A 23,035-nucleotide genomic window follows, 5' to 3' on the forward strand; every position below is an offset into this window, starting at 1 on the left:
GATCGAGACGGATCGCGAAAAGCCCGATGTATTTATTAGCCACGCTTCGCCGGACAAGGCTACCTTTGTGCGGCCGCTCGCCGAGGCGCTACGCAAGCTTGGTGTCGCTGTGTGGTACGACGAGTTTTCCCTCGAGCTCGGGGGACAGCATCTCGCAGCAGATCGACCGCGGGATCGCGAACTCGAGGTTTGGCATCGTCGTTGTCAGTCCGGCTTTCATTTCCCGGAACTGGACCCAGCATGAGCTACGGAGCCTCGTAAGCCGCGAGGTCGACCAGGACACATCTGACGACCCGTGGCTGTGCGAAAAACATTCGTCAATTGCAGCGCAGGCGGCACGCGCGACCAAAGGGCTCGCACGCTCTCCCGGCCATGCCGGGGTTTGCGAAGGACTTCCGGCCCCTTCTAGCAAGACTGAAGGAAGTCGCGGTTTCGATCGCACGGCTTCACAGCCTCGGGGAGCAGCTCCTCACCTACGTCCGTTCGAACCGCGGCCGATCGTCAACTATGGAAAGCGCTACCGGGCCGGGCTTCGCGTCGCCACCACTCTCGCCGAGTCGGCGGTCAACTCAGTCGTCGGGAAACGTATGGTCAAGAAACAGCAGATGCGCTGGTCGCTTCACGGTGCGCATATGCTCATGCAGGTCCGGGCGGCGGAGATCAATGGCGAACTTCGCAACCGGCTGCGGGCGCCTTTCCGACAACCAGAACTGACCGTGCCTCCAATATTCAAGCCCAAACCGCCTCTTCTACGCGCCGCCTGACCCCAGTGAAATTACCTGTCTCCAAATCTGTGTCTCAAAATCTCGCGGACACGCCGCATCTTCAATCTCTCCGCTGGCATTGCGTTCCTCCCTCTCAGCACACCTGAAAGGACGAACGTCACCAGAGGACCCCCTCCCGACAAACACCCCAATCAGGGGGCGACATCATCTCGGAGCAAGGGGGCGGCTAATTCTCGGAACAAGGGGGCGACATGCCTCGGAATTTGCACTCTCCCCAAAGCCGGACTGTCTAATGCGAGACAATAATCCCTCGTGCCGCCAGCAAGTCCTCGACCATTCGCAAACCGAGAGGAAACCGGAAATACAGCCAGACAGCATGGGCGATGATCTCGGGAAGCGATGGCGCGGCGGTAGAGTGGGTCACGCTCTGTCATAGCCTGTCATCGCACACATCAGTATCCACGCTTCATTAAGTTGACGATGCCGTTTAGACTCGGAGCTGATCCTTCCCGGTCTATCACCAGGATTTGGCTCGCGACCCGGCACCGGCGGTTCGTCTTTGTGCGGCGAATCCTCCTGTGTCATCCAGGCCGGATCAACTCGGCCACCAGGCTTCTCACGACTTTATGCATGCAATTCTCACTTTTATTAGCATTCGGCGCGAACCCGCACCCTTCACCAAACCTGCGAAAGAACCCTTGATTGTTGCCGCCTAAAGCTTATCGTCCTCGACTTGAGCGTTCTCTGCTTCTCGTGGAAGAAGCTAAATCCGCTCGTGCGTTATTGCCGGCCAGCAAAGGCTGCGGGTCGGCGGTGAGGGTGTCGAGGGGCGGCGGTCGTTCCCCTTCACTCAATGGTGCCGCCGGCGCCTGGATGGTTTCCACGACGCCGCCCCCGCAATCGTAGCCGTTGTGATGATCATCGTGCATGCGCTGCGCTGTTGGGGACATGCTGATGCCGGTGCCGGAAGCACCGGAGACATCTGATATCTCGGCAGCGGGCGTCAGGGCGGCTTCTCTCTCCCTGCTGCACAGGAAAGCGTAGAGCTCCTTCACGCAAGTGCTGGCGTTCTTCTTGTCTTTTTTAAAGGGCGGGACCACCCTGATATCGGCCTGTTGGTAGTCTGGCCCGCGCTTTTCGAACATGTTTTCGAGCTGCTGTTTTTTGTCGGGGCCTTGCAGCAGCGGCCGGCCGGTGTCGCCCGTGAGGCGCTCTTGCACGTCGAGGCGCCTGCCGATCTCTTGCAGGTCAGTATTGAGCCAGATCGACACCGCCTTCTCGCGGATCAGGTCTCGATTGTGCTGCTTGACAAAGCCGCCGCCGCCGGTTGCGATGACCATGGGCCCTTTCTTCAGCTGTTCGGCGAGCTCTCTAGCCTCCAGCTCCCTGAAGTACAGCTCGCCACTGCGCTCGAAGATATCCTTAATATTGCCGTGCCCTTTGACGATAAGCTTATCGATGTCGACAAACTGCACCCCCAGCTCCTTGGCAAGCTGGGGGCCGATGGTCGACTTGCCGCTCGCCGGCATGCCGACGAGCACGACCGGCCGCGTACCGAGGGCCGCGAGGATCTCGCCGGCTTGCGGCGAGCGAGCGACCGCAATCTGTTGTCTTGCGACGGTGAGCCACCTGGAGGTCCCTGCCGCCCTCGACCTGCTTTCTCCTGACGAGCCCCAGTGTAATATCTCCCAGGCACCACGGGGAATGGGGACCGGCTCGCATTCGCTCTGCGCGCGCTGCGCGAGCTCGGCCCGGTAACTGGCCGGCGTATGGAACTCGACCTCGAAGCGATAGTTCTGCGCGGTTCTGAACGCCGTGTGAACGCCGCGTAACCGCGGCGTGTCCATCCTGATGAACCAGTTGGTGGTCTCGACCTCGCTGCAGTCCCGCTCCTCGAAGGCCAGTGCCGCCTTCCTGAAGGCGCGCGTAAAAGCCTCGTCCGGGATCTCGAAGACATGGCGCACGGCATCGGTGACCAGTTGGGCCTCCGGCGCCGCGCTCACGCTCTGGCCGGTCAACTCGTCGGCTATCCAGACCTGCCCGCGCGACCGTTGGTCAAGATGCGGCACCTTAACCTCGATGCCGTCCTGCCGCAAAAGCTCGGCAACCGCATGCACAGTTTCGGTAATCGCGCTTTCTTGCGCTTCGGCGGGGGCGGCTTCGAGCCTGGCGCGCTCCAGGGCCTGTTCGCTGCTCAGCGTTATCCTACTGGCGGGGTCGTCGTCGGCCGAGATTGCTAAGGCGCTGGGCAGGATGCGCTTTTCGACGGCGAGTCTGATCGAGGCCTCCATGACCGAGGCCGCTAGCGTGGGGTTGTCCTTCAGATCCGCCAGGCTGCCATCGACGTCGAACCGGCCCTGGTGGAGCTTTGCCGCCTGCGCCTTGACATAGGGCGCCGGCTTGAAGCCCGGCCTCCGCTCCAAGAGCCGCTGCAATTCAGCGGTTTTTTTCATGAACACCCGCGCACCGGTATCGGACTTGTAGGCGTCCGTGCCGACCTTGATGCCGACGCTCAACAGATTGATGGCGCTTTCATGCAGATCGTCCGGGTTGTAGCCGTCGGGCCGCGGATCAATGCGCGGCTGGTAGTGGTTGAGCAGGAAGTCGATGCGCTTCCTGGCGTCAGCGGTTGCCGGATAGGATTCGCTGAGTTTCGGGAAGAGCGCGCCGGCGTCGGCGCTGACGGCAGGCTTCGCGCCGGTTGAGGCCACGTATCGCGCAAACTGCTGCTTGACGTCCGACTGCTCATGAGCCGGCTCGCTATTGAGCTGCAGGTTCCAGTCCTGGAGCTCGGCCACTAGCAACGCGGCCAGTTCGCAGGCCACCGGATGCCTGGCGGCCTTGCTGTCTTCCCTCGCCCTGGCGATGAGCTCATGGAGGGTCTGGCCATCCGGCCGATCTTCCTGCAACAGTGCGCGGATGTCGGCCTTGAGCTCTTGATGAATGCCCTCGTAGGTGCCGAAGATGGCACGCTCGGCAAACCAGCGTTGCGCCTCCAGCGGCTGCGCCAGCACGTTGCGCTGCAGGCAGCTATAGGTCTCCAGCACCGGCCCGGTGGCCGACAGGATCTGCTTGGACCGGCTGAACTGGTAGCTGCCTTTCTCAACGGCCGGCGTGTGCGACTTCGGCGGCTTCATCGAGGCGATGCCGCGCGCCTGCAGCTGCGCGTCGAACTGGCGCACATGCTCGTAAAGGCGAGGCTGGTCGCCGATGATGACGACGGCGTCGCCGTCAAAATCGCCGTCGAGCATTTTTTGTTCGGCGCTCGGAACCGCAACCAAAGAGCCGGGCGCGAACACCTCCGTCGCCTGCAGGATGCCGACGCACTCGAGCGCGGTGTCGGCCTTGACCCGATCCTTTTCCTCCAGCCAGCGCGAATGGCACTTTACGTCCTCGGCGGACATCACCACCCCGCGCTCTGCGAAGTCCGCCGGCCACATTTCGTCGGGCACAACGATCAAGACGCCTTTGGCAAAGAAGGTCGGATCGTCGGCGGCAAGCCCAGCCCCCGACCTGTGCGCGACGTTGAAGCTGTATTGGAAGGCCACGCACCGATCCAGGAACGCCGCGGTCCGATCGCCATCGCGCGCCGACCTGACCCGGTCGGCGGCGAACGGGCGCAGGTTGGGCTTGTCGTAGGGGGAGCGTCCGACAAGCACGCCAGCGTCATGGGTCAAGGTCTTGCTCTTGCCCGTCGGCACATGCAGGCATTCGTCGCTGGACGGCACGGCGATAGCGCTCGAACCCTCGATATGCCCGCCCGTGACCGTCCGGAACAGCTCCTCGGTGGTGAGGCTTTGATGGGTTTCGAGCCAAGCCAGAGCCTTCTCGCGGGTCTCCTGTGCCACCTCGACGCTGCGCGGATAATGTTGCAGCGCCTGGGGCGGTACCGCCGATTGCCTTTTATCGGCATAGGCAGGCATCCGCTCGGGAGCGTCGTGGCGAGCCCGGGCAATGGCCGGCATGCGCTCGGCCAGTGAGGCCCTGATGAAGCCGCAGCCGTCATGCGGCCGCAAGGCGATCTCGCCGTCTCGCCCCTCGAACCGGAAGGGATGCACTGCGCCTGCGGGGCGGTCGGGCAGAAGGGACAGCTTGAAGCACCCTTCCAGCGCATAATCATGCGGGCCAACGTCGGGGATGCCCGGCGGCGCGGCAAATCCGCGGCGCTGGGTATAGTAATAGGCTTCCTTGAACGGCGCCCAGGCTCGCGACAGCTGCTCAAAGGCCGTACCCGGAGCCGTCTCGGCATAGGGGATCGCCAAAAGCTTGCCGCTTGGGGCCTCTTCGGCCGCGAAGGGCAGGTGAGAGGCGAGCTGGTTCAGGCTCTTTTGCGGCGGCTTCAGTTTGCTGCCGCCGAACAGGTCCATGCGGTAGGGCACGCCCTCCACGGTGAACGTGCGTGTCACCATGGCGCCAGTCGGAGTTCCCTTTAGCTGCACCGCCACCACCTTCACCGCGCCCGAGGTCAAGCGGTGGAAAATGGAATAGCGCAACTCGGCTTCGCTGGCCAGCGGCCGGCCTTGCATGTCGACCACCGGCAGCCGCATCAGTCCGGCATCGCCTTGCGGCGGTCTCGGCTCGTGGTCCATGGCCTGAAGGACCCGATGGACATCGAAGCTGGCGGCTGCATGCTGGGCCTGGATCATCGATGCGTTCTGCGCCATGAAGGTGTCGAGCGCTTCGAGCGGCTCCTTCGCCTCGATCTCGGCGATCACGTTCCAGCTCATGTAGGAAAGGTCGGCGTAGATGAGGGCGCGGGCACTGTCCAGGATCTGCCTGGTCTTGCCGTGCAGCTCTTCCTGCCTGGCCTGCAAGGCGAGCTCGTCGCCCTCGACATAGGGCCGCCGGTAGAGCGTCTCCAGCACCGCCCGGGTCTTGAGCACCTGATAGATCGAAAGCGCCGGGGAGCGGCTTGCATTGGCGCCGCTGGTGCGCTCGGCCTGGCCTGGTTTGAGATGGGCATCGATCTTGTGTTCCACCACCGGCTGGATGGCGTTGAGCAGGTTCAGCGCCGACCTGCGGTGCCAGCGCAACACCGGCTTCGGGCTGCGAGCTAGTGGCAGCAGGGAGGCGCAAAGATTGCCCATCGTCTCGAGGTTGTTGTCGAGCTTAAACCCGGGAGCGGCACGTAACACCTCGAGCCTGTCCAGCCCCGGCTGTGCCAGCGCACCGAGATCGTCCAACAACTGCGCCTTGCCCAACGCCTTGAATATACTCGCGATGGCATGGACATCGGCCTGCTGCAGCCGATCCTCGGCATATTGGAGGTAGTGCGCCAGCTGATGCAGCCGGTCCTTCAGCAAGGCGGGTTCGGCGACCTCGCCGGCGGTCTCTCCCTCCTCGATACCCCGCGACAGACCGTTGGCGATCCTGACTAGCGCAGGCGTGCTGAAAGTACTGAAGCGACGGCCCTTGGAACCGAGCTCGCCAGCGATGGCAACGATCGCCTTGCGTGCTTTTTCTTCTTCCGGCCACTTGCCGAAACCGTTCACCAGATTGGCCAATTCTTGATCCGAGAATCTGTCGAGATTGCCGTCGCGGGCAACCACCGCGCCGGCGATGGCAACCGTCGCTTCACGCGTCTTCTGCTGGTCCGGCCATCTGCTGAAGCCGTTCACCAAATCGGCCAACTCTGGATCCGAAAATCCGTCGAGATTGCCGTCGCGGGCAACCACCGCGCCGGCGATGGCAAGCGTCGCTTCACGCGTCTTCTGCTGGTCCGGCCATCTGCTGAAGCCGTTCACCAAATCGGCCAACTCTGGATCCGAAAATCCGTCGAGATTGCCGTCGCGGGCAACCACCGCGCCGGCGATGGCAAGCGTCGCTTCACGCGTCTTCTGCTGGTCCGGCCATCTGCTGAAGCCGTTCACCAAATCGGCCAACTCTGGATCCGAAAATCCGTCGAGATTGCCGTCGCGGGCAACCACCGCGCCGGCGATGGCAAGCGTCGCTTCACGCGTCTTCTGCTGGTCCGGCCATCTGCTGAAGCCGTTCACCAAATCGGCCAACTCTGGATCCGAAAATCCGTCGAGATTGCCGTCGCGGGCAACCACCGCGCCGGCGATGGCAAGCGTCGCTTCGCGCGTCTTCTGCTGGTCCGACATTGCGTCGGAGATGCGGTGCGGGCCTCCTTCGCTATCAGGACGCCCTGCTTGTCCGACCAGCTCTCCGGTGCTGCCCATATTCCCTCTCCGATCCAGCAAAACGCGTCGCCTAAAGCCTGTCAACAACAGGGCATCATTGGTTTGAGTGCGGTCACGCGAGCCTGCAACGGCATGCTTGAAAGCCGCAGCATTCACGCAACGGCAACTGCCTCGACAACGCCGCAATGAAAAGCTTCTTCGCCACTCGATCGCTCCGACATCAGGCTGAAGCTCAAAGGGCTGAGCCCTGTACAAAACGCCCATAAATCACTATGAAACCCTACCGCTTTACGGGGCGAATCTACGGTCTTTTCATCGCGGTACAGATTGAGCGATATCCGATCAGGCAGCGTTCGAAATCCAGTTTAAAAGAGCTGTCTTCGTTTTGGCGCCGACCGAGAAATCGGCCACTTCGCCGCCCTTGAAGATCGCGAGCGTCGGAATGGAGCGCACGCCCAATTGGGCGGCGAGTTCCGGGTTTTCATCGATGTTGAGCTTGGCGACCTTGATCTTGCCTTCCATCTCGACGGAGATTTCCTCGAGGCTCGGAGCAATCATCTTGCAGGGATCGCACCATTCGGCCCAGAAATCGACGACGACGGGTGCCGCGGATTCCAGAACTTCCGACTGGAAGTTATTGATATCGACTTTCACGGTAGCCATGGCTGCTCCTTTGAGCAAGTGACGTGAATGAACCTTTCAAATCCAACGACACTATGTAGATGTTCTTGATACGACTAAGTGTGGTATCCTTGACCGCAATCAAAAGGTCGTCGTTCGAAGGAAGTCTGGCGGCGTCGGAGCGTCGATTTGCGTTGAGTCGAAGCGCTGACAATCGTCTAGCGGAAGCATCGACTTCGTCAGCAGAAACCCCGGATTCTCGACGTCGGACATATCATCATCGGCCATGTAAGCGATCCTTCAATAAACCTGGATACTCAGCTGCAATTTTTTTCGTTTGTTTTTCATCTCGGGACTTAACAGCTCTTAGCAATGCTATAAGCCGACGTTCACGAGATTCCAGAAACAGAATCGGATCGTCGATCGGTGCATAGTCGTCTGCATTAATGTCCAGAAGCGCACTCAGTTCACGTGATAGCCGAACGCTGTTTCCACTTTGACTGAGACCCGAGTGAGATGATGTAAGTTTTCCGAGCGGCAAATGGACCCCCGTTCAATATCGAATGCGCCGATTGGAGCGCGTCCTTTAATGAAGATCCAAAATTCTGAAGCGTCAACGTCGAAACGGGTTGCACTTGTAATGTGGATAGATCGGACATGCTGGACCTGGCTCCCAAGCATGGGATCTCCGAAGCGACGATCTACAATTGGAAGGCCAAATTCGGCGGCATGGACGTTTCCGAGGCGAAGCGGCTGAGGGCCTTGGAAGAGGAGAACGCGAAGCTGAAGAAGCTTCTGGCCGAGCAGATGCTCGACGCGGCCGCCCTTCGCGAGCTGCTTTCCAAAAAATGTATGACCCGCCCCGCCCATGCAAGGGTCGTTTCGATCAGGACGATGCAGTCTGCACAAATGTATCCGGCCTCTTGCAAGTGAGCCGCTGTTGCGGCCAGGCCATGATGAGATCCGCGCGTGCCGTTCCCAGATAAATGGTCCGGGCTCACAACCCGCTTTTTTGGACAGGGCTTACGGCGCGCCGATCGACTGCTCGTCATCACTTTCACGAGCCTCGCAGTCTGGAACAAACGGGATCAGCTAAAGGCCGGATCCCGCCGTTCGTAGCTTGCGCCGGGCTTAGTCATCACTACCCATGCGATCCGCGCAATCTTGGCCGCCAAGGCGACGGTGACCTTGTTAGTGTGCATGCGTGCCTGAAGTGCATCAAGTCAGGCGCCAAGGTGATATCGCGAGCGATCAAGATGTGTCACGCAGGAGCGGACGCCATGGATGATCATCCGGCGCAGATATCGGTTCCCGCGCTTGCTTATCCCCAACAGCTTCGTTTTGCCTCCCGTAGAGTATTCTCTGGGAACAAGACCCAGCCAAGCTGCCATATCGCAGGCCTTTTTGAACTGCCGGGCAGATCCAGCTGCTGCCAAAAGCGCCGTCGCCGCGAGTGGACCAATGCCCGGGATAGTCATTAATCGACGTGCGGTATCGCTTTGAGAGGTAATCGCCTCAATCTCGGTTGACTTCAGCAATCCGCAGCTCCAGCTGCCGCAGCTCGTCGAATGTAGATGCAAGAATGCGACGCATAGCCGACGTTAGATCATTCGATTCATCTGCCAAAACCCTCGGCAGATCAGCCTTGAACTTGCCGGCGCCCTGGTGAATAGCGATCCCATATTCCAGGCAAAAAGCGCGCATCTGATTTATGAGGCACGTCCGTTGCGAAATCATCCTATCGCAAACACGATGCAGCGCTTGCAGGTCAATGTGTTCAGGCGACCGTATCTCGACGAAGCGCATTGTTGGTCGCGTCACTGCTTCCGCGATCGCCGCGGCATCGATGATGTCACTTTTGTTGGACTTTACATAAGGCTTGACGAATTGAGCCGGAATAATGCGGACGGTATGCCCCATCGCGGCGATCTTGCGTGCCAACCATTGCGAGCCGGAGCAGGCTTCCATCCCCACCAGAGCCGGCCCGGCGCGTTCGAAGAACTGCAAGAGTGTATCTCGCCGAAACGTCGCCTTTTGGATCGGCATTCCGGCGGCGTCGAGCCCAACGACGTGGAAAAGGTTCTTGCCAATATCGGTCCCAAACACCGTTGCCGGCCTGGGTTTGTTCCGTGTCCTCTGTGAGAAAGGTAATTTCACTGGGGTCAGGCGGCGCGTAGAAGAGGCGGTTTGGACTTGAATATTGGAGGCACGTTCAGTTCTGGTTGTCGATCTCAAGGCTATCGACCCGGCCTTGAGGACCGGGCATTTCGTTGAACAGCGCAGCAGACAGCCAGCGGAGCTCGGCGAGAGACAGGCCTCCAGGCGAAGTCGGCCGTAGCGTCGGCACATGGTGAATCACGAACGCGCTCGCCGCAAACCCCCTCCGCCCGGAAAACCTGACCCGGTTACGGCTCACGGCGTGACCCAGAGAGCTGGGAGAAGCTCTGCGAGACTACAACTGTAACACCATATTGGTTTAGCAGATCAAGCGTCGGTGGTAATCTCATGGGGTAGAGAAACGACTTTGGAGGCCGAGCAATGGATCGCCATAGCAAACGGGCACGTGCAGCTGGAAGTTCTTCTAGCGACGGGATGAGGGCCGAGGAACGCCGTAACAACCTTGACCTTCCAGACGGACCCCTGACCAATGTTGCAGAACGGTTAGTAACCGCTAACCCGCGCGATACAGCACGCGATCTTGGGAGCTTCAAATCCGCGGAGAGGCAAGCGCGCCGTGCAGTTCAGGGCGTTGCACCCGGGCAAGAATCTGATCTCAGCAGATTTGATAGGCGCAACAACCAGCTCGGGCGATCAGCCAACGATCTGGTCGACAGAGTCAGAGCGGCTAGTAATGTGGGCCATTTTTTAGGGCCCCAGAACCAGACTGCTCGTGTTAATCGCATCGGCAACAGGGACCCAATGGAGCAAGCTCTTGGAGTTATGTTTGTGGCGAAAGACTTTGGTAAGTTCAATGAGCAGAATAAATCTCGCATTTTTGAGCAGGCCATGGAATTGGCCGCTCATCCTGGCCAGGACCTCATGGTCAAGGCGACCGCACAAAATGCCGCACAGCCCGTGATACAGTAGGACCGCAAACGTCGCATGAACAGCTGTTGCAGGGTGGCAACGTCGCGCAGTCCATAAGCGACGCCTACGATCACGCCCGAGGAGACCTAATGGCTTCCTCCAGAAGCAGAGATCGAACGAACTTGGGCCGCTGAGGTCTTGACCATGGCACAGTGACGCTCTCTCCCTCCAATTTCCGTTCATTTTCTTCGGTGCGTGACTTTCAAATCCCCATTTGCTGGGGTGCCGATGCTAAGTTTCGCATCCACCGGTCCCGCATCGACCTGTCGAGCGGCTGCATCGCGTGATGTCGGTTCGGTGTCTGAAAGCAAGCTCAGCATTAGCTACCGAACGATGACTTCAACAAAAGCAACGCCCCCCAACATAGCTCTTAGCATCGCGTGCTCGCTCGCCTTGGGCTTCTGCGCGGCAAGTCTGTACACAACGTTCCGCCACGGGGGTAGCGGCGAGGCGTTGATGACGTTTGACGTCCGTGCCTTTTGGTTTGAGACGCCCTTCTATCTGGGTTTCGCAACCCCCGTCTTCTATCGGGGCACAGCTATCTTGCTCTCAACGTCCGTGGTCGTCTTGCTGATTCAGCAGATCGCAACACGGCGCAACCTCGAACATCACGGGACGGCGCGCTGGGCGCGGGTGGATGAAATGCGACGCGCAGGTTATCTACGACGATACCGTGGTGTGACAGGCCCGGTATTTGGCAAGTCGAGTGGTCCTTTCTGGCCTGGCCACTACCTGACCAATGGCGAGCAGCCTCATAGCCTTATCGTTGCACCGACCCGTGCTGGTAAGGGTGTCGGCATAGTCATTCCAACGCTACTTACGTTCAAAGGCTCAGTGATAGCTCTCGACGTCAAGGGGGAGCTTTTTGAGCTCACCTCGAGGGCGCGCCAGGCCGCCGGCGACGAGGTATTCAAATTTGCGCCGCTGGATTCGGAGCGGCGCACGAATTGCTATAATCCGCTGTCGGACCTTATAGCGCTGTCTCCACAGCAGCAATTCACCGAGGCACGTCGCTTGGCCGCAAACCTAATTACGGCGAAGGGGGAGGGCGCGGAAGGTTTCGTCAACGGCGCGCGAGATTTATTTGTCGCGGGCATCCTCGCCTGTATCGAGCGGGGCACGCCAACAATAGGCGCCGTCTATGATCTCTTCGCCCAGCCGGGGGAAAAGTTTAAGCTCTTCGCGCGACTTGCCATGGAGACCCGGAACAAAGAGGCACAACGCATCTTCGACGACATGGCGGGGAACGATACAAAGATCCTAACCTCCTACACGTCCGTGCTTGGCGATGGTGGGCTCAAATTGTGGGCGGATCCCGCTGTAAAGGCGGCGACAAGTCGCTCGGATTTCTCGGTCTATGATCTTCGCCGTCGCAGAACGTGCATCTATCTTTGCGTTGGTCCGAACGATCTTGAGGTGGTCGCGCCTTTAATACGCCTGTTCTTTCAGCAAGTCGTTTCAATTCTACAGCGGTCGCTGGCTCGCCGAGATGAAAAGCACGAAGTTCTCTTTCTGCTCGATGAATTCAAGCACTTGGGCAAGCTGGAGGCGATCGAGACCGCAATTACGACCATCGCGGGCTACAAGGGTCGCTTCATGCTCATCATCCAAAGTCTCTCGGCACTGACGGGGGCCTATGGCGAGGCTGGCAAGCAGAATTTTCTCAGCAATACCGGTCTGCAAGTGTTCATGGCCACGGCCGATGACGAGACTCCGAACTATATTTCCAAAGCAATCGGTGAATACACGTTTCAAGCCCAATCGATTTCCTACAGTCAGGCGCGAAGGTTCGATTTGAACATTCAGAAGTCACATCAGGGTGCACCGCTGTTGCGTCCCGAACAGGTGCGGCTGCTCAATGACGAGTACGAGATCGTTCTCATCAAAGGTCTGCCACCATTGCAATTGAGGAAGGTGCGATATTTTTCGGATCGCATTCTGAAACGCATCTTTGAAAGCCAGACAGGCGCCCTCCCGGAGCCGGTACCCTTGACGATAGCAGACGAGGGGCTCTCCGCAGAATCTCAACTCGATGACCCGCTGCGTGAATTGGCGCAGGACTTTGACGATACAGTTTGATGTGAGGCTAGTATGGGCCCGAGAAATAGTAATCCATCCGTGTAACAGCTTTGTCGCAGGTGCAGGACGATGGCTTGGAAGAGGGGCAAGCGGGCCAGGCCCGGCAAGTGGGTTTTGAGCAGCACGTGGCCGAGCCGCACCGCGCCGATCCTGTCGCGACTGGCGCCCGCGACGCTACCCGCTATCCCCATCTGTCCGGCGAACACCGGGACCTTATTGATCAGGCGATCACTCACGCTGCGGCTCAGCTAAAATATAGCGAGAGAACGGTCCAAACATACACGTTTGCACTTCGCCGATTGGCGAATGATCTCAAGAGATACACATGGTTTTCTTGTTCCAGCAGCATTCGGCCCCACACCAAAGCAATGAGGAGGTAGAATTCATATCGGACCTTCGGAAGACGCGGACCGCGGATCAAACGGTTTTTGTAATCATGCTGGCAGCCTTGTTTGGGCTCTTGGCCGCGATGCTGAGGCAGGACCCCCAGATCAACGAGGCGGTCCTAACTGAACTGCGAACGATTCAGATCAACTCTGCATTGCTCCAGCGCGATGTCGCCCGCGCTCGAACCGGCATGGCATTGGACTTCGGCTCCGTTGTTTCTACGGTACAGGCATTGCAAAGGAACGTTGAAGACTTGCAACGCCTTGTCGAGATTTCGCCCGATGAGAGCTCCAGAGGGGACCCCAGTTTGCTTGCACAGCTCAAGCAGTCCGTCGAGATCACAAAGTCTGCCATCTCGGCCGCGGCGGCGCAAAATGAGCTTATACAAAGCTCTCTCGTACGATTTGCTCTTTCGGCCAATCGCCTTGAGGGGACACCGTCGAACAGGTTTGAACTTTCCAATTTGATCCTTCAGTTTTCGGCCAGACTAGGATTCAGCCTCGCATCACAGATCGATCAGTCTCTCAGCCGACTTCCTCCGAGCCAGGACCAAGCCACCGAGGATGTTGTCCGCAAGGGCCGCGCTATCCTGTCCGCGTTGTCGAGAGTGGACCGCGCTGCCAATCGGATCGCATCCTCTGACACGTTCGCCAAGGCCGCCGAACTGGAGCGCGAACATCTAAAAGATTACAGCTTGGCCAGCGCGCAAGCGCAGCGTACACGACTTTTCTTTGGCTCGCTGTCCATATGCCTTTGCCTGTTTGCGACCCTTCGAGCCTCCAGGCTGAACGTGCGGACGAACCGGTTGGAAAGGCGGTTGGAGCTTGGCGCGGTAATGAGTGAGATCGAAGCTTGCTTCAACGGCCGTCAAGCAACGAAGGCCTCGCGCCGCTTCTCCACCGAAGCAGCGCTTAGACTCGTCCAGCGCGTTTTCGGTGCGGATCAATGCGCGCTTGCTCTGGTGGATCCGAGTATCAGCAGGATTTCCGAGTGCTTTGTGGCCAATCCGCGCATGAGCGTCGTCTGGCGCGCCATGTTAATCGATGAGGTCGTCTCACTTGTCCATGCAGGACAGCCAGTCTTTCGCGTCGTTCCCGCGCTGGAAGTGGTCCGGACTGCGGTCGGCACTTCCGGTTCTTGTCAAATTGTTGGTTGCAGGGTCTCCGATCAGCAGATCGCGGTTTGTATCGTTGTCTTTGAAAGAGACCGCTCAGTACCATCCGCAGACGAGCTCCGGGTTCTGGCCGACACTACTGTGCGTTTAAGCAATCATCTTGAAATGCAACATATACAGACGGAACGCAACCTTCTTGAGAGTAGGCTTGAGCATGCGGAAAGGCTGAGGGCTGTCGGCACAATCGCAAGCGGCGTTGCACATGAGTTCAATAATATTTTAGGAGCTATAATGGGCTACGCAGAGATAGCCAGAAGTCTTGTGCGTCGTCCCTCGAGAACTCGGGGCCACATCGACCAAATCATCTTGGCCGGTAACCGAGCCAAGCTGATCATTGAACAGATTTTGTTATTAAGTCGAAATCGGCAGTGCGTGACGATGCCTTTCGATGTCTCCGAGATTGTAATGGATCTCGCGCCATTGTTGCGGGTTACAGTTCGTGCGGATGTTCAGTTGAACTTCAAGATCAACGAGTGGCAAACGGTGATCGAGGGCAGCCCAAGCGAGATTCAGCAGATCCTTATGAATCTGTGCAAGAACGCGTCGGAGGCTCTCTTGAATGAGGGTCGTGTCGAGGTCAGCGTTTCTCGCGCTCACATCTGTCGAACGAGGCCCCTGGCTCAGGGCACCTTGACTCCGGGAGATTACGTTCTCCTCTCCCTCAGCGACGATGGCCAAGGAATCGCAAGTTCTGTACTACCGCATATCTTCGAGCCCTTTTTTACCACGCGCTCTCGCGTCGGCGGGACTGGATTGGGTCTTGCAGCAGTGGACCGCCATGTGAGGGCGCTCGCAGGATGCCTTGACGTCACCTCGGCTGTTGGCCGAGGTACACGCTTCGATCTCTACTTACCGGCCTCTGCGGAGGAGCCAGTCAGAGCTGATCTCGCTTTCGGCCCATACGATGGTTCACTCGGCAACGGAGAAATCATTGCAGTCGTGGAGCCCGATTCAGCAGCGTTGGAGATTTACAAGGACAGGATCGCCGCGCTGGGTTATAAGCCGATTGGCTTCGCGACCTTCGAAAGTCTTTGCGAGTGGATCGAGAGTGGGAAGGCAGCCGAGCTCCTAATTTTCGATAAATCGTCTTTCCTGGGGCGAGGACAGGCCGAAACAGTGTGCCCCACCCTCATGACGGTGCCTATCATCGTCATTGGTGGCACCGATCCCATGCCGATCCCATCTGATAATCAGACGTTCGTCCTGTGTCTGCCCGAGCCGGTCTCATTCAGGACAATGGGCCATGCGATTCGTACGATGATGATGGGATAATGCCGCCGACGCGTTCAAGCTAACAAGGCCACCGAGGCAATCGAATGAGGAGGCTGGGATCCACCGAACACGACTTCGTCCGGCGATCTCTGCACACCCGGCTCACAGCAAGTTCCCGTCCAACACTGTCGTGGGCTTTAGCCCAGGAAAGGGCTCCCGGGCAGCCTGCCGCCACGCTCGTCAAGGACGGAGCCCGCATCCCTCCATCCTTCTGCGCGCTGGCGCCAGGCGAAGGTACGGTCGTGACAAGGAAATGGTCCCCAGTCGGTCAAAAAAGGAGATTGACGAAATGACTCTGGAGCAGGCTTAACAATCATCGCCCCATACAAGTCAACTTTCTCCTGTCCTTTCATCATCGGCTACGGCATCCTCGATGCTCGATGCGGATCGATACGGCTATCGCAGCCCAGCGGGCCAGCGATATCCCAGGTCCGGAAGTGTTCCTGGGTGATGGCTCTAGATGCCGTAATGGGCCGGCCTTCGCGAGCATAGCCAGGTTGGGTGGCTGTCCCTCAGAATGATGGTGTTGAAACGGAGTCCGAGCGATCGGCTCCGAGCATCATGAGAGGAACAGCCATGGAACACTATGTGGGAATCGATGTCTCTCTGGAAGAGAGCAGCGTGTGCATTGTGGACGCGACCGGAAGGATCATCCGCGAGGTCAAGATCGCCAGCGCGCCGGAGGCACTGGTGCGCTATTTCGACGAACTGGAATTGTCTGTCATCCGCATTGGGCTCGAGGCTGGGCCGTTATCGCAGTGGCTGCATGCCGGGCTTGTGGCCGCCGGACGCGATGCGATTTTGCTCGAGACACGGCACGTGAAGGCGGCGCTCTCGGCTATGACGGTGAAGACCGACCGGAAAGATGCACGCGGGATCGCCCAACTACTGCGGATGGGATGGTACCGCCCGGTTCATGCCAAATCGGTGACTTGCAAGGATAGCCGAGCCCTTCTTGTTGGACGCAAGCTTCTCCAAGGCAAGCTTCTCGACGTCGAACTGAGCATCCGCGGGATCCTGCGCGGTTACGGGCTGAAGGTCGGAGAAATCAGTCGTGGAAGGTTTGAGGCGCGTATCCGGGAACTGACAGCAGGGCACGTCGCTCTGGAGACAGTGATTGGTGCGATGCTGGCGGCGCGGACGGCGTTGTGGAGCGAGTTCACCAAGCTCCATCGCGAGATGCTGAAGATCGCGCGCGCTGACAAGGTCTGCCGCAGATTGATGAGCACACCCGGGGTCGGGGCAACAGCTTCATAATACCCGCTATCAGTCTGGCGAGACGATTATACGTTACCGATTCCATCCCCGTTACGGGAAAACGGTTACTGTTGCCGGGCGCAATCGTCGTGGTGACGAGGTCAGTCTGACCATCCGCCAGCCTGACGACACCCTGGCGCATCTGCCGATCTGGATGACGGAAGATCAAGCGGAGGCGATGATGATGACGGAGCGTCCCCGTCTGTCGCTGGCGTATCTGCACGAACTTCGTGTTGAGCTCGATGCCTGTCTAACCTTGCTGCGTGACGATTCCCGTCACGAAGGAGGAGACAAGCATAAGCAACGGCAACCCTGTCATCGCCAATTCGATCTCTTCGTGCCCAAGACCCCACCGGTACTGGTAGCAGCGTCCGAGCGGACGAAGCTATTGCCACTGGTGAGCGCGCTGCTGTCGGAAACGCTCAGCACACCCGCAGTGACGGAGGCCGGCGATGAAGTTCACGTCTGACCACCTGGCGCGCGGCGCCTTCATCTACATTCGGCAATCCACCGTCGATCAGCTTGCCAACAATCATGAGAGCCGGCGGCGTCAATATGGACTTGCCGAGCGTGCCCGTGCTCTTGGCTGGGCGGATGTGACAGTCATCGACGACGACCTTGGCCGCTCGGGGTCGGGCGTCAGTCTTCCGGGCTTCGAGAAGCTGTTGGCAGCGATCTGTGAGGGCCGCGTCGGTGCCGTTTTTGCGATCGAAGTGTCGCGTCTGGCGCGCAATGGATGCGACTGGCACACGCTGATCGAATTTTGCGGACTGGTTGGCACGGTGATTGTCGATGAGGATGGAATCTATGAACCACGCCATCCAAACGATCGGTTATTGCTGGGCATGAAAGGGACGATGAGCGAACTCGAACTGTCGCTCCTGCGGGCCCGTTCGATGGAAGCCTTGGAGCAGAAGGCACGACGGGGCGAGCTCTTCTTCACGGTAGCTGTCGGCTAAATGAAAGTGGGCCGCGACAAGATCAAAATGGATCCAGACCTGCGTGTGCGAGAGGCGATCGGGTTGGTCTTCACCCGCTTTGCCGAAATGCAAAGTATCCGCCAGGTGTTCTTATCGCTTCGCAGTGACCAGATAGCGCTGCCTTGGCAATGGAAGCGCTTGCGCGAAGCCGCCAAGCCCGCCAATCAGCAGGCCGTCTGACCTTCACGCAACGCCATCATAGAGCCCGCCACGCGCACGCGCGTGTGCCAATCATGCGGCCTTCGTCGTATGCGTACCGTCAAGTGGACGTTGAATCAAAACAAAATGCCGCCGTCACATCACAATCGATTTCATCGATCCCATGACGTGCTCAGCGCTCAGCTAGTCTAGATGTTCAGTCCCACAGTGTGATGGTAGCGTTGATGCCGCCATCGACAAGGACAGACTATGGGACAGACACTTCACGGGAGCGCCACGACCACTCACGCGGTCCGAGCTGCGATACAGCGATCGAAAGCTTCGATCCAAGAATTGAGCGGACGCTACGGCATAAACCCCAAGACGGTGACGAAGTGGAAGAAGCGCGACTTCGTCACCGACACGCCGATGGGTCCGAAGGATGTGCGCTCGACAGTGCTCTCAAAGGAAGAGGAAGCGCTGGTTGTCGCCTTCCGCAGGCACACGCTGCTGCCGCTCGACGATTGCCTCTATGCGCTCCAGGCCACGGTCCCTCATCTCACCCGTTCCAGTCTGCATCGGCTGTTCCAGCGCCACGACATCAGCCGCCTGGCAGGCGTCGAAGGCGCCAAGCCGCGCAAGAAGTTCAAGGCCTACCCGATCGGCTACTTCCATATCGACATCGCCGAAGTCTGGACCGAGGAGGGCAAGCTCTACATGTTCGTCGCCATCGACCGAGTAAGCAAGTTCGCCTTCGCCGAACTGCATGAACGCGCCACCAGGCGTGTTGCAGCCGACTTCCTGCGCAAGCTAATCGAACTGGTGCCCTACAAGATCCACACCGTTCTCACCGACAACGGCATTCACTTCACAGTGCCCGGAGGCGCAAGCTGGAGCGTCCCCGAGATCAGGGCGATGATCGAGCGCAAGGAAATCTTCCGAGCCCATTCCTTCGACGTGGCCTGCGCCCGCAACGATATCGAGCACCGTCTGACGAAGCCGAACCATCCGTGGACGAATGGTCAGGTCAAAAGGATGAACCGCACGATCAAGGAAGCCACCGTGCGCCGCTACTACTATGAAAACCATGATCAGCTGCGTGCCCACCTGGCAACATTCCTCGACGCCTACAATTTCGCCAAACGCCTGAAGAGCCTTAGCGGCCTAACCCCCTTCGAGCACATCTGCAAAATCTGGACTGAGCAGCCGCAAAGGTTCAGGCTAAACCCAATCCATCACATGGCGGGACCGAACATCTAGTGCTTGTTAAGAAGATCGGCTGCTGTCTCTCCGCGTCGCCGGGCATCGGCGGCGAGCCATACCTCCCCCACCTGATACACGTCGCCATGGGTACGGAACGGCACAATGACATCAATGGGAGCCGACAGCATATCAAGGAGCGTGTGGTCTTCCACAGCCGCCCCTTGCGGACTGCTCTTGACGAGCGAAAAGAGCTTTTTGAAGGCTTGGACGGGGTCAGCACCATGAATAGTTGATATTGATCCCGCATGGCCGGAGACGACTTCGCTAAGGTAGGCCCAAGCGGCATCGTCGCGCATCTCGCCGAGCAATATTCGGTCAGGCCGCATGCGCAAGCTAGCTTGCAACAGTTGCTCTGCCGTCACCGCACCTAGGCCTGCTCGGTCTTTTGGATAGAGCAAACGCACATGGTTTTCGTGCGGGATAGCAAGTTCAAGCGTGTCCTCGATACTTATCAGCCTTTCCTGCGGCGGTATGGCGCTGATCAAAGTCTTACTCATCGTAGTTTTACCACTTCCAGTGGGTCCGCAAAGAAGCATCGTGAGCCGCCCCCTAACACACTCACGTAAGAATTGCTCCAAGTCACCATGGTCGTAGTGCTGAAGAATCGTTTCGTCCTGCTGCGCTTGGCGCTCTTTTCGTGACCGCCATTGATTCCAACGCGAGTATTCGTAGCGAGTTGAAACTTCCTTGAGTTCAGTCACACGACTTGAAGGACGCCGTATCGTCAGGCTTACTGTTCCTGAGGGAACAGCGGGCGGCAAACAGACTTGTAGCCGCTCTCCATTCGGCAACTCAGTCGCACAGAGAGGGCTTTGCGGTCCGACATCTTGCTTGCGCAGCGCTCCCGCCAGGATCGCGATGTCCTCCAGATCGTCATAACCGAGCGGCAGCGAATGTTTCGTAAAGACGCCGGCCTGTCGGACAAAGGCTTCCCCAGGCCCATTGATAGCGACCTCTTCGGTCCCTGGCTCCTCAAGCCATTTCAGAACGGGGTCGAGAAGTAACCGCAGTTGAGGGTCAGCCTCCGATCGCATTGTTACCTCTCCGATGTTGGCGATGTTTGGGGGATGGCGCTACGACAGTCGCTCTAAGATCGTATACATCTGAGAAATCGAGGTCCCGGGCCACAAAGATGGATACAGCATCTCCCTGGTTTTTCTTCAAGGTTGGCGGAATGTTGACCGTTGCCCTAAGAGTCGTCTCGACGGCTTGCCCGCCATTGCTCTGGAAGCTGTCGATGCCTGTTCCTCCGCCTGAGCCGCCAGCGTATTGACCCGCCGCCTGAAACGCGCCTTGAATGACGCTCATGAGCATTGCTCCGCCAAAGCGTTGCCAGAAGTGATTATCCACCGTGCTAGGCATTCCGGAGCGGCCGAGCTCGTCAGCGCCCGGCGATGCTATCGAAACGAGGGCGTGGTCAGGTGTTTCGATGCGAGTCCATAGCACGAAGACACGCGCGTCCCCCTGTTGGAGACCACGCTGGATCTCGCCAATCACGGTCGTGCCGCGATCCAAAAGCACCACGTTGTTGGTGGCGCCGCGGACGTCTTTTGGTAAGACGCACTTCACATAGCCCGGCAGATTTGTGTCGATTGCTGTTTGCAAAATGCAAGGGATGATAGTTCCTTGAGTAATCACGAGATCAGGGTGCGGCAAAAGTATAGCCCGGCTTGGCTCCTGAACATCCGCCTTCATTCGACTTGAAAGATCGCTCCCGATGGAAATCTCCTCCTCGGTCGCAGGAGCATCCTTACGCGCGTCGTCGCGCAAGTGACCGTTGTCGGGCTGTTGACTGCTGCCGCTGTAAGCAAAAATTGGTGTTTGCTCGGGCGGCGGATCAGCTGGTGTCAGTGGCGTCGGCGCTGGCGCAGGATCTGTCACTTGCGCCGTCTCTACGGGTGCCGGAGGTTCGGGAGCAACCTTAATTGGCGCGGGACGGAACGGCTCGGTATTCGGGAAAATTGGCGGTTTCGGCGGCGGTGGTTCGTCTTTTGTGCCCGGACGTCCCCCAAGCCAGATGAGCGATAGAGATGATATCAGAACAAGACCAGCGACGGCCAACTTCTGCAGTCCCGAAACGTGCCGGCGGGCCGGCTCGGAGATCAACGATCCGGACGCATCTACATCATGTCCCGATGGGCCTGTTTCCTTCATCGGCCCGATTCTTTCAAAACGCGCCACACGTCGGGTCTTACTGTGCCGGAACCCGGCGCTCGTCCCACAGGGTCGTATGCCCTGTTGAAAATGGATAATACGGTGTTGCCGTCTCTCAGACGCCATTCCCGAGCGACTGCGGATACTTCGACATAGTCCCCTTTGACTGCATAGTTGGCGGCGGCTTCCTTGCCGTCGGGATTAATGATGTAGAGGGAGGGTATGCGGGAATTGCTTGGGAAGCCAAATACGGTGGTAAAGCCATTGTCGAAAACTTCCAGCGGCGCCAGCGATCGATCGCCCTTTGCGACATAGTGAAAATTGCTTTCGTCCGGACTGGCAGTTGCGGCGGGCCGATTCAACAAATCCTGAACTCTCTGCTCATGCAGCACTTTCGCTCGGGCCTGACCAAGAATCGAGCGCCTTTCTGCGTCCTTTCTCTGAGCAGCAGCCTCATCACCAGGATAGGTGAACTGCACACTGTAGTAGAGGTCAGGTTGCTGCTCATCGAGTTTTGGCATCGCTCTCGTTGAAATGCTGAAGACGTATCTCCGTGTACCGGACTCACTCTCGGCAAGCACGATGACCGGCTGGGGCGGGAGGATGCGGCTAGCCTTAAAAAAGAGATAATTAGCGCGCGGGAGCGCAGCCAGGTCTTTGCTGTTGGAAACGGCTACGGCTGTGACGGTCTCGTTAGCCCCGAATGTAACAACCAGCGTTGCCCCCACTGCGGTTGATAGGCGCACCACTTCGTCGGGACGGTATGCCAAGTACCTCATTCGCGGATCAAGTTTGCCGGCAAGAGGCGTGTCTTCCGCGCACGCGTCCGTCGCTAAGAAAAGTGAACAGGCCAGCGCGAGAAACGCTCTAGTTGTCATGGCTGCACTTGCCCCAGGTTTGACACGCTATCTTCCGAGGCTTGATAGGAAGTGATGAGTAGACCTCCCGGATTGGTCAGCCTCGATTGGCTAGGCAGGCCTGTCAAGCGTTCGTAGCGGATGGTCGCTGTCCAACTGCTCACCACCGGCATCTGCCCATCAATAATAAGCGTACGTTGGTAGCGGATCTGTTGAACGTCCGGACTGATGTCATTTGAGGAAATGTGCCCGACCTCGAGCTTGCCGCGCTTGCCGACTGTGACTTGCGGCGAGGTGGAATTCGGGTAATTGAAGAAATCTTGATATTCCTGTCGCACAGCCGGTGCGCTGAAACTGGATACCAGATCATAGGCGTATTGGGCTGTATCTGCTGTGTAGCTCTCGCGCAGGCGCACATATTCCCACAGCGAAGCGTTTATGACAGCCCGGTCTTGGGTTGCCGGCAGTCGAGAGACTGACACTTCGCTGTCAACGGTCCCGTCCGGCCGTACCCAAAGGAACACAGGCACGAGCTTGGCCAACGGGACCATGGCAGCGATAGTGAAGGCCTGCGCAACGTTTCCTAGGACCGCCGCGGCTGCAAAGGCTATGAGGGCCTTTGACAGGCGCCGCGCAGACTTCGCTCGTGAAGTTTGAAACGCTTCCACCTTCTTGTAGTGGGCGGCTAGCGTTTCTCTCTCCACCAGAAGGGCATGTTCGGGAAACTTCACTTGGGCTCTTCCGCACATTCGACCTGAAGATCCTCAGGGGTGGTTTCCCATTGTCCCACATTCAGTTGGAATGGCGCACCAGCGCAGGTCGCAAGCCCACTAGTTGTCTTGCACGCGGACAAAGCTAGGATTGATAAAATTAGGCAAAATTTCATGTTGGCACCGCG

Annotated in this window: 16 protein-coding genes and 7 pseudogenes; 12 read left to right on the forward strand and 11 right to left on the reverse strand. The window is 58.5% G+C overall.

The genetic code is table 11. The features are described from left to right. Nucleotides 1-34 precede the first annotated feature (34 nt). Both DH08_RS37450 and DH08_RS37455 read left to right on the forward strand, forming a co-directional pair. Nucleotides 35-121 (forward strand): annotated as a pseudogene (locus tag DH08_RS37450) (toll/interleukin-1 receptor domain-containing protein); the annotation flags it as partial. Beyond that, nucleotides 102-260, forward strand: a pseudogene (locus DH08_RS37455) (toll/interleukin-1 receptor domain-containing protein); the annotation flags it as partial. The pseudogenes DH08_RS37450 and DH08_RS37455, both read left to right, overlap by 20 nt. Here DH08_RS37455 and DH08_RS36390 read toward each other — a convergent pair. Continuing rightward, nucleotides 217-396, reverse strand: a pseudogene (locus tag DH08_RS36390) (hypothetical protein); the annotation flags it as partial. The pseudogenes DH08_RS37455 and DH08_RS36390 sit on opposite strands and share 44 nt — an antisense overlap. A 191-nt stretch (nt 397-587) precedes the next feature. Between DH08_RS36390 and DH08_RS37460 the strand changes: the two are divergent. After that, a complete protein-coding gene (locus DH08_RS37460; RefSeq protein WP_192180425.1) occupies nt 588-764 on the forward strand; it encodes a hypothetical protein in 177 nt (58 codons plus the stop codon). Between the two features lie 253 nt (nt 765-1,017). Here DH08_RS37460 and DH08_RS17075 read toward each other — a convergent pair. From DH08_RS17075 to DH08_RS17090, 4 genes and pseudogenes are all read right to left on the reverse strand, one after another. Beyond that, nucleotides 1,018-1,149: pseudogene (locus tag DH08_RS17075) on the reverse strand (IS6 family transposase); the annotation flags it as partial. Between the two features lie 295 nt (nt 1,150-1,444). Next, nucleotides 1,445-6,907, reverse strand: a complete 5,463-nt coding sequence (locus DH08_RS17080; protein WP_246800898.1) for a shikimate kinase — start codon at nt 6,905-6,907, stop codon at nt 1,445-1,447. 303 nt (nt 6,908-7,210) lie between these two features. Further along, on the reverse strand, nt 7,211-7,531 hold the full coding sequence (gene trxA, locus DH08_RS17085) for a thioredoxin (RefSeq protein WP_123170339.1): 321 nt from the start codon (nt 7,529-7,531) through the stop codon (nt 7,211-7,213). Nucleotides 7,532-7,630: 99 nt separating this feature from the next. Beyond that, entirely contained in the window at nt 7,631-7,777 is a 147-nt protein-coding gene (locus DH08_RS17090; RefSeq protein ID WP_192180408.1) for a hypothetical protein, read from the reverse strand. Nucleotides 7,778-8,152: 375 nt separating this feature from the next. On the opposite strand from DH08_RS17090, the pseudogene DH08_RS17095 reads away from it, so the two are divergent. Beyond that, nucleotides 8,153-8,365, forward strand: a pseudogene (locus DH08_RS17095) (transposase); the annotation flags it as partial. 212 nt (nt 8,366-8,577) lie between these two features. On the opposite strand, the pseudogene DH08_RS17100 reads toward DH08_RS17095, so the two are convergent. After that, nucleotides 8,578-9,646: pseudogene (locus DH08_RS17100) on the reverse strand (IS110 family RNA-guided transposase). A 381-nt stretch (nt 9,647-10,027) separates the two neighbouring features. Between DH08_RS17100 and DH08_RS17105 the strand changes: the two are divergent. The 8 genes and pseudogenes from DH08_RS17105 (at nt 10,028) to DH08_RS17135 (ending at nt 19,123) form a co-directional block, all read left to right on the forward strand. Next, the gene (locus tag DH08_RS17105) at nt 10,028-10,576 is read left to right on the forward strand and encodes a hypothetical protein (protein ID WP_246800899.1); all 549 of its coding nucleotides are present in this window, start codon (nt 10,028-10,030) and stop codon (nt 10,574-10,576) included. 333 nt (nt 10,577-10,909) lie between these two features. After that, the gene (virD4, locus tag DH08_RS17110) at nt 10,910-12,655 is read left to right on the forward strand and encodes a type IV secretion system ATPase VirD4 (protein ID WP_192180424.1); all 1,746 of its coding nucleotides are present in this window, start codon (nt 10,910-10,912) and stop codon (nt 12,653-12,655) included. A gap of 325 nt (nt 12,656-12,980) precedes the next feature. Beyond that, nucleotides 12,981-15,488: a two-component system VirA-like sensor kinase gene (locus DH08_RS17115; RefSeq protein ID WP_192180409.1), complete on the forward strand. Its 2,508-nt coding sequence runs from the start codon at nt 12,981-12,983 to the stop codon at nt 15,486-15,488. 576 nt (nt 15,489-16,064) lie between these two features. After that, nucleotides 16,065-16,730, forward strand: a pseudogene (locus DH08_RS17120) (IS110 family transposase); the annotation flags it as partial. 169 nt (nt 16,731-16,899) lie between these two features. Next, nucleotides 16,900-17,214: a hypothetical protein gene (locus tag DH08_RS17125; protein ID WP_192180410.1), complete on the forward strand. Its 315-nt coding sequence runs from the start codon at nt 16,900-16,902 to the stop codon at nt 17,212-17,214. Further along, the gene (locus DH08_RS17130; protein WP_246800900.1) at nt 17,198-17,704 is read left to right on the forward strand and encodes a recombinase family protein; all 507 of its coding nucleotides are present in this window, start codon (nt 17,198-17,200) and stop codon (nt 17,702-17,704) included. The genes DH08_RS17125 and DH08_RS17130 overlap by 17 nt, the downstream gene beginning before the upstream one ends. Nucleotides 17,705-17,710: 6 nt before the next feature. After that, on the forward strand, nt 17,711-17,905 hold the full coding sequence (locus DH08_RS36400) for a hypothetical protein (protein ID WP_246800901.1): 195 nt from the start codon (nt 17,711-17,713) through the stop codon (nt 17,903-17,905). A 228-nt stretch (nt 17,906-18,133) separates the two neighbouring features. Next, a complete protein-coding gene (locus DH08_RS17135; RefSeq protein WP_192180411.1) occupies nt 18,134-19,123 on the forward strand; it encodes an IS481 family transposase in 990 nt (329 codons plus the stop codon). On the opposite strand, the gene virB11 is transcribed toward DH08_RS17135, so the two are convergent. From virB11 to DH08_RS17160, 5 genes are read right to left on the reverse strand one after another with little or no spacing between them, the layout of a single operon-like run. After that, the gene (gene virB11 / locus DH08_RS17140; protein WP_192180412.1) at nt 19,120-20,160 is read right to left on the reverse strand and encodes a P-type DNA transfer ATPase VirB11; all 1,041 of its coding nucleotides are present in this window, start codon (nt 20,158-20,160) and stop codon (nt 19,120-19,122) included. The genes DH08_RS17135 and virB11 overlap by 4 nt on opposite strands. After that, nucleotides 20,144-21,280 carry a type IV secretion system protein VirB10 gene (gene virB10, locus DH08_RS17145; protein ID WP_192180413.1) on the reverse strand — a complete coding sequence of 379 codons (1,137 nt, stop codon included), beginning with the start codon at nt 21,278-21,280 and terminating at the stop codon, nt 20,144-20,146. The genes virB11 and virB10 overlap by 17 nt, the downstream gene beginning before the upstream one ends. Then, complete coding sequence (locus tag DH08_RS17150; RefSeq protein ID WP_192180414.1) at nt 21,277-22,158, reverse strand: P-type conjugative transfer protein VirB9; 882 nt, start codon at nt 22,156-22,158, stop codon at nt 21,277-21,279. Before DH08_RS17150 ends, virB10 begins: the two co-directional genes overlap by 4 nt. Then, complete coding sequence (locus tag DH08_RS17155) at nt 22,155-22,868, reverse strand: type IV secretion system protein VirB8 (RefSeq protein ID WP_192180415.1); 714 nt, start codon at nt 22,866-22,868, stop codon at nt 22,155-22,157. The genes DH08_RS17150 and DH08_RS17155 overlap by 4 nt, the downstream gene beginning before the upstream one ends. Next, nucleotides 22,865-23,023, reverse strand: coding sequence for a type IV secretion system lipoprotein VirB7 (locus DH08_RS17160; protein ID WP_183465357.1), 159 nt, complete (start codon nt 23,021-23,023; stop codon nt 22,865-22,867). The genes DH08_RS17155 and DH08_RS17160 overlap by 4 nt, the downstream gene beginning before the upstream one ends. Between the last annotated feature and the right edge of the window lie 12 nt (nt 23,024-23,035).

The sequence above is a fragment of the Mesorhizobium amorphae genome (genome assembly GCF_014843845.1).
Taxonomy (GTDB): domain Bacteria; phylum Pseudomonadota; class Alphaproteobacteria; order Rhizobiales; family Rhizobiaceae; genus Mesorhizobium; species Mesorhizobium amorphae_A.

Coding starts and splice junctions, on each gene's coding strand:
- DH08_RS17160 (WP_183465357.1), bottom strand. CDS start 23,023: ATGAAATTTTGCCTAATTTTATCAATCCTAGCTTTGTCCGCGTGCAAG.
- DH08_RS37460 (WP_192180425.1), top strand. CDS start 588: ATGGTCAAGAAACAGCAGATGCGCTGGTCGCTTCACGGTGCGCATATG.
- DH08_RS17080 (WP_246800898.1), bottom strand. CDS start 6,907: ATGGGCAGCACCGGAGAGCTGGTCGGACAAGCAGGGCGTCCTGATAGC.
- DH08_RS17115 (WP_192180409.1), top strand. CDS start 12,981: ATGGTTTTCTTGTTCCAGCAGCATTCGGCCCCACACCAAAGCAATGAG.
- virB10 (WP_192180413.1), bottom strand. CDS start 21,280: ATGAAGGAAACAGGCCCATCGGGACATGATGTAGATGCGTCCGGATCG.
- DH08_RS17130 (WP_246800900.1), top strand. CDS start 17,198: ATGAAGTTCACGTCTGACCACCTGGCGCGCGGCGCCTTCATCTACATT.
- DH08_RS17090 (WP_192180408.1), bottom strand. CDS start 7,777: ATGGCCGATGATGATATGTCCGACGTCGAGAATCCGGGGTTTCTGCTG.
- DH08_RS17135 (WP_192180411.1), top strand. CDS start 18,134: ATGGGACAGACACTTCACGGGAGCGCCACGACCACTCACGCGGTCCGA.
- DH08_RS17125 (WP_192180410.1), top strand. CDS start 16,900: ATGACGGAAGATCAAGCGGAGGCGATGATGATGACGGAGCGTCCCCGT.
- trxA (WP_123170339.1), bottom strand. CDS start 7,531: ATGGCTACCGTGAAAGTCGATATCAATAACTTCCAGTCGGAAGTTCTG.
- DH08_RS17150 (WP_192180414.1), bottom strand. CDS start 22,158: ATGACAACTAGAGCGTTTCTCGCGCTGGCCTGTTCACTTTTCTTAGCG.
- virD4 (WP_192180424.1), top strand. CDS start 10,910: ATGACTTCAACAAAAGCAACGCCCCCCAACATAGCTCTTAGCATCGCG.
- virB11 (WP_192180412.1), bottom strand. CDS start 20,160: ATGCGATCGGAGGCTGACCCTCAACTGCGGTTACTTCTCGACCCCGTT.
- DH08_RS17105 (WP_246800899.1), top strand. CDS start 10,028: ATGGATCGCCATAGCAAACGGGCACGTGCAGCTGGAAGTTCTTCTAGC.